At 63.2% G+C, this 10,844-nt stretch carries 12 protein-coding genes; 4 read left to right on the forward strand and 8 right to left on the reverse strand.

The features are described 5' to 3' along the window. The first annotated feature begins 146 nt into the window (after positions 1 to 146). Complete coding sequence (locus tag KIP88_RS04335; protein ID WP_214486591.1) at positions 147 to 422, forward strand: hypothetical protein; 276 nt, start codon at positions 147 to 149, stop codon at positions 420 to 422. A 190-nt stretch (positions 423 to 612) separates the two neighbouring features. Here KIP88_RS04335 and KIP88_RS04340 read toward each other — a convergent pair whose 3' ends face one another. From KIP88_RS04340 to KIP88_RS04365, 6 genes are all read right to left on the reverse strand, one after another. Beyond that, positions 613 to 969: a VOC family protein gene (locus tag KIP88_RS04340; RefSeq protein ID WP_214486592.1), complete on the reverse strand. Its 357-nt coding sequence runs from the start codon at positions 967 to 969 to the stop codon at positions 613 to 615. 133 nt (positions 970 to 1,102) lie between these two features. Beyond that, a complete protein-coding gene (locus KIP88_RS04345; protein ID WP_214486593.1) occupies positions 1,103 to 1,837 on the reverse strand; it encodes a hypothetical protein in 735 nt (244 codons plus the stop codon). A gap of 199 nt (positions 1,838 to 2,036) precedes the next feature. Then, a complete protein-coding gene (locus tag KIP88_RS04350) occupies positions 2,037 to 2,603 on the reverse strand; it encodes a DinB family protein (RefSeq protein WP_214486594.1) in 567 nt (188 codons plus the stop codon). Between the two features lie 231 nt (positions 2,604 to 2,834). Next, positions 2,835 to 5,108 carry a xanthine dehydrogenase family protein molybdopterin-binding subunit gene (locus KIP88_RS04355; RefSeq protein WP_214486595.1) on the reverse strand — a complete coding sequence of 758 codons (2,274 nt, stop codon included), beginning with the start codon at positions 5,106 to 5,108 and terminating at the stop codon, positions 2,835 to 2,837. A 16-nt stretch (positions 5,109 to 5,124) separates the two neighbouring features. Continuing rightward, positions 5,125 to 5,601, reverse strand: coding sequence for a (2Fe-2S)-binding protein (locus KIP88_RS04360; RefSeq protein ID WP_214486596.1), 477 nt, complete (start codon positions 5,599 to 5,601; stop codon positions 5,125 to 5,127). Between the two features lie 18 nt (positions 5,602 to 5,619). Then, positions 5,620 to 6,492 carry a xanthine dehydrogenase family protein subunit M gene (locus tag KIP88_RS04365; protein ID WP_214486597.1) on the reverse strand — a complete coding sequence of 291 codons (873 nt, stop codon included), beginning with the start codon at positions 6,490 to 6,492 and terminating at the stop codon, positions 5,620 to 5,622. Between the two features lie 305 nt (positions 6,493 to 6,797). Between KIP88_RS04365 and KIP88_RS04370 the strand changes: the two genes are divergently transcribed. Beyond that, positions 6,798 to 8,147 carry a lytic murein transglycosylase gene (locus KIP88_RS04370; protein ID WP_214486598.1) on the forward strand — a complete coding sequence of 450 codons (1,350 nt, stop codon included), beginning with the start codon at positions 6,798 to 6,800 and terminating at the stop codon, positions 8,145 to 8,147. A 254-nt stretch (positions 8,148 to 8,401) separates the two neighbouring features. After that, entirely contained in the window at positions 8,402 to 8,905 is a 504-nt protein-coding gene (locus KIP88_RS04375) for a DUF1993 family protein (RefSeq protein ID WP_214486599.1), read from the forward strand. A gap of 47 nt (positions 8,906 to 8,952) precedes the next feature. Here KIP88_RS04375 and KIP88_RS04380 read toward each other — a convergent pair whose 3' ends face one another. After that, positions 8,953 to 9,498 (reverse strand): phosphohydrolase, encoded by a 546-nt coding sequence (locus KIP88_RS04380; protein WP_214486600.1) that lies wholly within the window; start codon positions 9,496 to 9,498, stop codon positions 8,953 to 8,955. A gap of 118 nt (positions 9,499 to 9,616) precedes the next feature. Beyond that, the gene (locus tag KIP88_RS04385) at positions 9,617 to 10,057 is read right to left on the reverse strand and encodes a hypothetical protein (RefSeq protein ID WP_214486601.1); all 441 of its coding nucleotides are present in this window, start codon (positions 10,055 to 10,057) and stop codon (positions 9,617 to 9,619) included. 373 nt (positions 10,058 to 10,430) lie between these two features. On the opposite strand from KIP88_RS04385, the gene KIP88_RS04390 reads away from it, so the two are divergent. Continuing rightward, positions 10,431 to 10,817, forward strand: a complete 387-nt coding sequence (locus KIP88_RS04390) for a RidA family protein (RefSeq protein WP_214486602.1) — start codon at positions 10,431 to 10,433, stop codon at positions 10,815 to 10,817. Positions 10,818 to 10,844 lie beyond the last annotated feature (27 nt).

The raw sequence follows: 10,844 nt of genomic DNA on the forward strand, positions 1-10,844 counted from the left end.
TCCCGCCGGGAAGCCGCATCTGTGTCCCGCTGGTGACGATCACATTTAAAACGTGGGTATTCCTCAATTTTGCGATGGAACGGCCAAGCCGATTCGCTAGTTTTGAAAACAGCGATTCCCAGAACTCGCGGATGGATGCAGGCCCGATGTTGCGACGCGTTATGCTGTTGAACCCGTTCGAAATCACCCAGGACCGGGTCGCCCCGGACCGGCCGCAGCCGGTCGAGCGGAAGGTGACGAGCCGGACCGCCCGTTCCACGCCGGTCTGCGCCGCCTGCGGTTCTGACGACATCATCTGCCACGCCACCGCGCAGTGGAGCAACGAGGCGCAGGAATGGCAGCTCGCCAACACCTTCAACCAGCCGGCGCACTGCAACACCTGCCACCACGACGGCAATCTGGTGTGGCTGACGCTGAACTGAGCGCGGTAACAGCAGCGGCATAGCGCCCGGAGTAGCCCGGATGGAGCAAAGCGAAATCCGGGGACCATCTCTCCGCTGAGCGACCTGCCCCGGATTGCGCTGCGCTCCATCCGGGCTACGGTTCTGTGCGACGCAACGCGGCGGCATAGCGGCTAGAGTAGCCCGCATGGAGCGAAGCGAAATCCGGGGACTATCTCCGCTGAACGACCCGTCCCGGATTGCGCTGCGCTCCAACGCCGTGCCGTAGCAGCTCGTCGGCGCAGCGATCGACGTCATCAACCGCGACCTTGAACGCGAGCTGCAGCGAAGCGCTGCCTGTGGGCGTCGGTGCATCCTTCGCCGTCCGGCCCGGCCGCGACAAGGCAAGCGTGTTGCCCCCGATCTGATATTCGATCCATCCCGCCGACAGCTCGCGCGTCAGAGAGAAGCGCAGGACGCCCTCATAGAAACGGCGCATCGCCGCCATGTCGCGCACGATGATGACGGTGTAGTCGACGGCGCGGATGGAATGGAAGGGTGAAGTGGCAGATAGATTCTGATCGTTCATGACGGCTTTCACATTCGGCACGTGGCCCGCATGCGCGCAGCGACAGGCGACGAAAAAGCCCGGATATCGCTTCGCTCATCCGGGTTACCCTTCTACCCACCCTGACCGCGGATAGGAGGTCCTACGCGCTCGCCTAACCGAGGTTCACGTAAACTTCAAATGGCAAGTTAAGCTTGTGCGATAGCTCCATCGTCGGTGAAAGCATTGAGCTGTCATTCTTTCTATCAACTCGAATGAAGATGAGATCACGATAAAATCGCATCTCCGAAACCAGTGGATCCAAATTGCGGGCCGCAAATAGATCGATCCATCGTCTCAGCTTATCTCCTGTCAGAATTGATTGATCCTTGCTCCATGGCTCCGCTTCAAGCCGTTCAAGGATCCATGTCCTCGCTTTGCCGGGAGCAAGATGCGCGATGTCAGGATCAAACACGACGAAGCACATGTTGGGCGCTATCCCCGGTATTGGCCTCCCCCCATCCAGGACCGAGATATGGAAATCCCGCTTTCCCTTCGGTGCCTTCCGCGGTAGCAGCTCTTCGCCGACCAAGAGACGCAGATCATGTTTCCCGGCAAGTCTCCAGGCCTGCAGGACCCCCTCCTCCCCAACCGAGCCCGCAAAGATCACATCGATCACATTGCAATAAAAGCAATACTCCGTACCGTAGGGGTCATCCGGATCCGCATCCCCGATCAACGGAAAGGAACGGCGCATGTCGTCAAACCATTTTCGTAGACGAGGCGAAGACGATTCTGGCTTGTGCCATTTGTCCTTTGGGGCGCCCTTGATCTCGCGCACGATCCAGTCGCAATAATCGGCCTGCGCCAACGCAGCGCGCTCGTCGAACACGAAAACTCTGATACCCACCTTTTTCTTCCCCCAAGATGGCTTGCGACTAGACGTCCGAAGCTACCGGGTTTGCCAAAGAGCCCGGTGATTTACCTGCGGTCCGACAATGCCGACCGAACCTGCCGGCAGCAAATAGCGCGAATGAGCGCAGCGATATACGAGAATCGGGACACGCCCCCGGATATCGTTTCGTTCATCCAGGCTACGGAATTCACCTCTAGGCCTCCGAGCCGCCCCAAATCTTCTCTTCGCTCCAACCCAACTCCGCAAACTCCTCCGCCCGCAACGAGGCTTCACCCACCGCGAAGAACTCGTCGAGCTGTGGCGGGCTCACCGACGTGCCGCTCAGCATGGCGTGGACCTGGCCGCGATGATGCACCTGATGTTGAAACAGATGCAGGAGCAATCGGTCCATCCGCTCGCGCTGGATGGAGGTGCCGCGATGCACGGAGATGATACGCTGCAGTCCGGCGCCGTCGAGCGCTTCGACGATCTTGAGCAAACGCCGATCGACTGCGGCCTGGGCTTCCTTCAGTGCGACGACCGTTGCGCAAGGCTCCTGATCCGCAAAGGCGGCCGGGCCGAGCGTGCCGCCTTCCATCGCGTCGACGTAAAAATGGTCGATGATCAGGATGTGGTTGAGCGTGGCGCGCAGACTTGGAAAGAAGCCGGTTCGTTTTGCGGTGAACTCATCCGGCGGCAGTCCGATGCAGGCGGTCAGCAGCCGGTGGTTTGCCCAGGCGTTGTTGTACGCCATGGCGCGATAGGGAAGCACATCAGTCATTGGCGTTGCAAACCAGTAGCCCGCATGAGCGCAGCGATATGCGGGGAGCGATAATGAAGGTCCCGGATTGCGCTGCGCTCCATCCGGGCTACGCTCGCTAACTCACCCCACGATTTCTCCGCCGTCATTGCGAGAAGCGATAGCGACGAAGCAATCCACCTTCTCGATGCCGTGCTATGGATTGCTTCGCTTCGCTCGCAATGACGGTTTGGCTACATACCGTCGTACTCCCTACTCCGCCGCCTCTCGCGTCGGTGCTTCCAGCACTTCCAGCACCTTCGGCGGCGACATCGGCAGGGCGTAGAAACGTTTGCCGAGCGCGTTGTAGATCGCGTTAGCGACCGCGGCCATCACGGGGACTAGCGGCACTTCGCCGACGCCCTTGACGCCTTGCGGGTGTTTCGGGTTCGGCACTTCGACCATGATGCAGTCGAGCATCGGCAGGTCCGAGCAGACCGGCATGCGATAGTCGAGGAAGCCGGGGTTATCGACCTTGCCTTCCCGCGTGTAGATGTATTCCTCGTTCAGCGCCCAGCCGATGCCTTGGGCGACGCCGCCCTGGAGCTGGCCCTCGACATAGCCGGGGTGAATGGCGCGGCCGACATCCTGCACGGCGGTGTAGCGGATGACGCGCGCAATGCCGAGATCGACGTCGACCTCGACGTCGCAGACATGCGTGCCGAAACCGCCATCGGCGCCCGTGGTGTTGAGCTGCACGCCGGCGCCGATCGGGCCACCCATCGCGGGCGCCTTCTCGGCGAGCTCTTCCAGCGTCAGCGGTTCGAACTGGCCGGCGTTCGGGCTCACCGGGTGCGCCGCGCCGTTCTCCCACTTCACCGCTTCAGGATCGATCTCCCAGATCTTTGCGGCGCGCTCGCGCAGCGTCTGGATGATCTTTTCGGTCGACTGCGTCACGACAATCGAGGAGGCGAACAGCACGCGGCTGCCGCCGGTGAGATTCGAAAAACCAATCGTCTGCGTGTCGCCGATGATGACGGAGACGCGGCGGTAATCAATACCAAGAAGTTCGGCGCAGATGTTGGCGATGCCGGCACGCGAACCGCCGATGTCAGGATGCCCTGTCGTGACGACGACGTTGCCGTCTTCCGTGATGTTGACTTGCGCGGAGGATTCACCGCCGGCGTTGAACCAGAAGCCGGAGGCGACGCCCCTGCCCCTTGGATTGCCGTGGCCGTCACCGAGGGGCGCGGCATAATGCGGCGAGCTTTTGGCTGCTTCCACCGTCTCGATATAGCCGATGCGCGGAAACACCGGGCCGTGCGCGGCTTTCGTTCCTTCCTTCGCGGCGTTCTTCAGGCGGAAGTCGAGCGGGTCCATCTTGAGCGCTTCGGCGACTTCGTCCATCACGCATTCGACGGCATAGGCGCCGATCGGCGCACCGGGCGCGCGATAGGCTGCGACTTTCGAGCGGTTGGAGCAGACGTCAAAACCTTCGGAGAGCAGGTTCGGGATGTCGTAGGGCGTGAAGCTGCAGCCGGCCGCGCCGCGGATCGGCGAGCCCGGGAAGGCGCCGGCCTGCAGATAGAAGGTGCCGTGCGCGGCGACGATCTTGCCGTCTTTCGTGGCTCCAATCTTCACCGTGCTCTTCGAGCCTGAGGTGGGGCCGGTCGCGCGCATCACTTCCTCGCGCGTCATCACCATCTTCACCGGGCGGCCGGATTTTTTCGCAAGCAGCGTCGCGAGCGGTTCGAGATAGACGATGGTCTTGCCGCCAAAGCCGCCGCCGATCTCAGCGGGGATAGCGCGGATGTCGCTCTGCGGGATGCCGGTGAGATAGGCCGTCATCGCGCGCACCATGAACTGGCCCTGGCTGGAGCTCCAGATCGTGGTCTTGCCGTCAGGCGCGACCGAGATCAGGCAGGCATGCGGCTCGATATAGCCCTGATGAACGGGGCGCGTGGTGAAGGTGCGCTCGATGACGATGTCGGCCTTCTTGAATCCACCAGCGATGTCGCCCTTCTTGTGCTCGAGGCGGCCGGCGATATTGGACGGCTTGCCGTCAAACTTGTTGAACTCGTGCAGAACAGGCGCATCGGGCTTGATCGCGTCGTCGATCTCGATCGACCACGGCAGCACCTCGTAATCGACCTCGATCAGCTTGCAGGCTTCGGCTGCGATCGCTTCGGTGGTCGCGGCGACGGCAGCTATGGGGTGGCCGGGGAACAGCGCCTTGTCGCGCGCCATCACGTTGCGGCACATCCAGCGCATGTCCTGGATGCCCAGCATGACCGCGCCGTTGGCGATCGGGAAATCGACGATGTCGCGCGCGGTGACGACGGCTCTTACGCCCGGCAGCTTCTCTGCCTTGGAGGTGTCGATCGACCTGATGCGCGCATGCGGATGCGGGCTGCGCAAAACCTTGCCCCAGATCATGCCGGGCATCGTGGTGTCGGCGGCGAACTGGGCGCGGCCGGTGACCTTGTCCATGCCATCAGGACGGATGGTGCGCTGGCCGATCCATTTGTTGTTGGTGACGAGATTCATTGGGCTGGCTCCAGCTTTATTGGGCGCGCATTTCGGCGGCGGTTTCCATCACCGCGCGGACGATCTTGTCATAGCCGGTGCACCGGCAAAGATTTCCGGCGAGCCAGAAGCGGATTTCCTCCTCGCTCGGCTCCGGGTTCTTCTTCAGCAGCGCGTCGGAGGCGACCAGCATGCCCGAGGTGCAGATGCCGCATTGCAGGGCGGCCATCTCCAGGAATTTCTGCTGCAGCGGATGGAGCTTATCGCCCTGTGCCATGCCCTCGATGGTCCGGATCTCGTGGTCTTGCGCTTCGACCGCGAGCATCAGGCAGGAACAGATCAAGCGATCGTCGAGCGTGATGGAGCAGGCGCCGCAATCGCCGGAGGCGCAGCCTTCTTTGGAGCCGGTTAGCGCGAGCGGACCGCGCAGCGCGTCGAGCATGGTGTCTGATGGCTCGCACAGGAATTCCATCGGCTCGCCGTTGATGGACGTGGTGACGTGAACTTTGGCCATTGAATTCTATTTCCCGATTCAATTTTTCTGAGTCGCGCGTTGGGCGGCGATAGCGGCGGTGCGCTTGAGCAGCACGCCGGCCACCTTGGTGCGATAAGCGATGGTGCCGCGCTTGTCGTCGATCGGGCGACAGGCGGCGGAGCACGCGGCTGCCGCCTTGGCGAGCGCGGCGTCGTCGAGCTTTGAGCCGATCAGCGCCTTGGCGGCGTCTTCGACCAGCAGGACTGTGGGCGCGACTGCGCCGAGGCCGACGCGAGCGGCGGTGACGGTGCCGTCCTTGATCGTGAGACTAACGCCGACGCCGACGACGGCGATGTCCATTTCGGTGCGCGGGATCATGCGTAAGTAAGCGTCGCTCGATCCCGGCGGGCGCGGCGGTAATGCAAAACTGACGAGGATCTCGCCGGGCTTCAAATTGGTGCGGCCGGGGCCGGCGGGGACGTCTTCCACCTTCATTTCGCGGCGGCCGTTCGGGCCCTGCACGGTGACGATGGCGCCGGCCGCAACCATCGCGGGCACGCTGTCGCCGGCGGGCGAGCCGTTGCAGAGATTGCCGCCGGCGGACGCGCGGCCCTGCACCTGCTTGGAACCGATCAGGTTGACGGCTTCGAGCACGCCGGGCCAGACCTTGCTGAAACTTTTGTGTTCCGCGAGCGCCATGCCGGAGACGGCGGCCCCGATGCGAAAGCCGCCATCGGCGGTCTGCTCGATTCCCATCATCTCGGGGATTTTCTTGATGTCGACGATCACGCCGGGCTTGAGCACGCCGGATCGCATCTGCACCAGCAAATCCGTGCCGCCGGCCAGGATGCGCGCGGCGCTGCCGGCTTTCGCAAATGCACCGATCGCTTCGTCAAGCGTATCCGGCGCCAGGTATCGGAGTTCCGTCATGGATCCCGCAGTCTCCCATTTTGTCTGCCCGCCCCATATGGGCGACGGCCTTATATTGGCCCGGCAGTGCGACAAGCCTACACGGCGGGAGGCGGTTGGAACAGCCTGCGAGATCAGGTTGATACGGCAGGCTCCTATGCGCGCGGCGGGGCTTGCGGGCCGGATTGCTCCAAGGCGGGAGCCGATAGGGTGGGCAAAGGCGCACTTGCGCCGTGCCCACCATATTGATTGAACTGGCTTGCTTTGAAATGGTGGGCACGCTTCGCTTTGCCCACCCTACGATTCCTTTCAAGCCGGTGACATCGATGCCGCTTTTCAGATTCCTCGTTGCTGCCGCGGCATCCCTGTCCCTTTCCTCCTTCGCCATCGCCCAAACAGTCCCCGCGCCGACCCGGCCAGCGGTGGTGCAACCGAGACCACTTGCCCCGGCTCCCGGCCAGCCGGTCGCGAGGGCCCCCTCACCCCGCGCGGCCGCCTGTCACAACGGCATGTCGTTCGACCGCTTCCTTGCCGACCTCAAGCAGCAGGCGCTGGCGGACGGCGTCTCGCAGCGCGCGCTGGCCGAAGCCGCGCCCTACCTCACCTACGACCAAAGCATCGTCAACCGCGACCGCGGTCAGCGCGTCTTCGGCCAGGTGTTCAACGAATTCTCACGAAACCGGGCGTCCGATGGCGCGGCGAAAAATGCGCAGGCGAGAGTCCGGATGCATGCGGCGGCGTTCAACCGCGCCGAGAAGGAATATGGCGTGCCGCCGGCGGTGATTGCCGCGTTCTGGGGGCTTGAGAGCAGTTTTGGCGCCGAGCTGGGCAAGCTGCATACGCTGCCGTCGCTGGTGTCGCTGGCCTATGATTGCCGCCGCTCGGAGATGTTCCAGAAGGAAACCATCGCCGCGCTGAAGATCATCGACCGTGGCGATCTCACGCCAGCCGAGATGATCGGCTCATGGGCCGGCGAGCTCGGCCAGACGCAATTTTTGCCAACGCACTATTTCAACTATGCGGTGGACTATGACGGCGACGGCCACCGCAACATGCTGCGCAGCGTCCCCGACGTGATTGGCTCGACCGCAAACTACATCGCCAACGGATTGAAGTGGCGGCGCGGCGAGCCGTGGCTGCAGGAAGTGCGCGCGCCGGCGAATTTCCCGTGGGACCAGGCCGATCTCACCGTCAAACTGTCGCGCGCGAAATTCGCGCAGCTCGGCGTCACCTATCCAGATGGCAGGCCGCTGCCGAACGACGACATGCCGGCGTCGCTGCTGCTGCCTATGGGCCGCACCGGACCGGCATTCCTGGCCTATGCGAACTTCGCCGCCTATACCGAGTGGAACAACTCGCTGATCTATTCGACCACCGCGGCCTATCTCGCCACCCGCATCGCCGGCGCCCCGCCGATGCGGCAGCCATCAGCGCCGGTCGCGCAACTGCCGTTCCACGAGCTGAAAGAGCTGCAGCAGCTCCTGGTGCGCGCCGGCTTCAATGTCGGCAAGGTCGACGGCGTGATGGGCCAGTTGAGCCGCACGGCGGTGAAGACGATGCAGATCAAATACGGCCTGCCCGCGGATTCCTGGCCGACCGCGGAGCTATTGGCGCGGATGCGCGGGCCCGGCGTCCAGGCACAGCCCGCCGGCATGGTGATGCCGGCGGCGCGGTAGTTGTAGCCGTAGCCCGGATGGAGCGAAGCGAAATCCGGGACGGTGCCGCGTATACAGAACCCCGGATTGCGCGGAGCCTGTCATCGGGCGCGCATTCGCGTGACCCGTTGGCTCCATCCGGGCTACGGGTTCGGCGCTGGAATAATTGACTGCGATCGATACGCTGCAGGCGTTGTATTTCCTTCGCAGCTCCCCATGTCGAAAAGCGCCTCATCCTCCCGAGGCCTCATTCCGCATCACGAAAAGAGCCCCACATGTCTTTCCACGACGCCACCGTGCCGGCCTTCCTGCAGATTCTCGGCAGCCTTTCCGGCCTGCTCACGAAAGCGGAAGCGCATTGCAAGGCGAAGAACATCCAGCCCGAGGTGCTGCTCAACGCGCGGCTTTATCCGGACATGTATCCGCTGGCGCGGCAGGTGCAGACGACTTGCGATTTCGCCATGAAAACCTGCGCTCGCCTCACCGGCAGCGAGGTGCCGCAGACGCCGGACACCGAAAAGAGTTTTGAGGAGTTGCAGCAGCGGATCGCGAAGTCGATCGACTATGTGAAGTCGTTCAAGCCGGCGCAGTTCGACGGCGGCGATACGCGCGAGGTGACCTTCCCGATCGGCCCGAGCAACACCATGACGATGAAGGGCCAGCAATATCTCGTCAATTTTGCGTTTCCGAATTTCTATTTCCATGCCGCCACAGCGCACGGCATTTTGCGGCACAACGGCGTGGAGATCGGCAAGCGGGATTTTCTTGGGGTGAGGTAATCGCAGCCGTCGCTGCGGGCGCGCTGCTTGCCGCGGCGACGGCGCTATCAGCGCAAGGAAGCCAGTTCGCGCGCGAGGTTTTCGCGGGCCTGCCGGTCATATCTCGCGGCGAAGGCCGCATCGGGAAAGATGACCGGCCGTGCGGCGAACTGGCTGAGCACTTTTGCGCGACCGGCGCGATAGTCGCGCTCCGGAACGTGGATGAACTCCTGCCGGATCGCCGCGGCATACGCGTAGTATAGCGCGGGCTCTGCGCCGAGGATGCTGAGATCGATCGAGATCAGGACGGCGCCCAGCCGATCATCGGGCTGGACGTCATGTGTCTTGGTCAGGCGGATCAGGCGGCCGACTTCCTGACGGAGGTCCTCGCGGACGTGCTGTTCGGCCAGCCGCGCGCTGAGCTCTTCATTGTCCGAGCGGGTCGCGTCGTAGATGACATCGTGCCACCAGATGGCCTCGGACAGAATTTCGCGCTCGGCCGCCGAAAGACCGTCGACGCGCGCGAGTGCAGCGAGACAGTCTTCGATGTGTGCGAGGTTGTGATAGTGGCGGCCCGGCGCCGTGTAAGCGGCAACCAACTGTTCGCGGTTCATTGGTCTTTCCCCGAAGCACCGCCGCCGTAGGGCGGATTAGCAATAGCGTAATCCGCCGTCTTTCCGCGCGGAGGCACCGCGGTGGGTTACGCCTTCGGCTAACCCACCCTACGAAACTCTACCGCATCGTGATCGCGAGGCCGCTGAGATCGGCGTTCGCCATCAACCCTACCTGGTGGCCGGTCAATTCGAGCACCGCGCCCTTCTGGTTGGTCAGCACGATCGCGCGCGCGCCGCGGCCCACCGCAAGGCCCGCGCCGGCCGCGCCGTAGACGCCGGCGACGTCGGAGGGGCGATAGATGTTGCTGACGCGGCCGCGCAGCACCGTCTTCGAGCCGCCGAACACCAGGCCGTAGTCGAGGCCGCCGGTCGACAGCGGATAACGCCGCCCGCGGAAGTTCAGAACGCCGTTGCCACCGGATCCGCCGATGATCCATCCCGCCTTGTAGATCGTGAGCTGCACGAAGCCTTCGTCGGCATGCGAGGCAGAGGGCAGCGCTGCGCAAACGAGCGCCGTCAGCGCGAGCAGGACAGCACGAAGGCTGGATGACATCTTCATGTATATTTTCTCCAAGGGAATTGGCAGGCCAGCGTGCGGCGCCGATTGAGTCGTGATTTGCTGATTGTACCTTATCGGGCGGGTGGGAAAAGCGTATTGATAGCCGCGCAACAGCGCATGACCGCAGACAGGACACAATTTCATCAAAATCCAAGGGATAACCGACGTGCACAAGCGAACAAAATTATCGCTCCTGTGAACTGAATTACCTTCGCCGCGATCATCTCGCGCTAGTACCTCGTCCGGGGATCTCCTCGTACCGGCTCATGCTCTTCCAATCCTATCGGCGGGTCGCAAGCGCCGCGCCGCTGCCTTTCCAGCGAGGCAGCGGCGCGTTAGGCTCAAAGCAACGAACCGTTCATGGAGGTGTCCCATGCCGATCCAGCACTTCGCGCCGCCCGCCGGCATCAAGTCTCCCCCGCTCTCGTTCGCCACACGCACCGGCGACCTGCTGTTCGTCTCGGGCATTCCCGGCTTTGACGACAAGGGCGCGCTGGCTGATGGTTTCGAGGCGCAGTTCGGCTTCGTCGTCGCCAACATCAAGCGCGTGCTCGGCGAGGCCGGCGCGACGTTTCGCGATCTCGTCAAGGTCAACGTGCTGCTGACGCGCGCTTCCGACGTCGCCACGATGAACGTGCTGTATGCGTCGGCGTTCGGGCCCGCACCCTACCCCGCCCGCACCACCTGCGTGGTGCAGGCGCTGCCCGATCCGAAGATGCTGATCGAGATCGAATGCGTGGCGCAGCTTCAGAAAGCGTAGGGCGGATTAGCGACAGCGTAATCCGCC

This window comes from Bradyrhizobium sp. SRL28 (genome assembly GCF_018596315.1).
Lineage (GTDB): Bacteria > Pseudomonadota > Alphaproteobacteria > Rhizobiales > Xanthobacteraceae > Bradyrhizobium.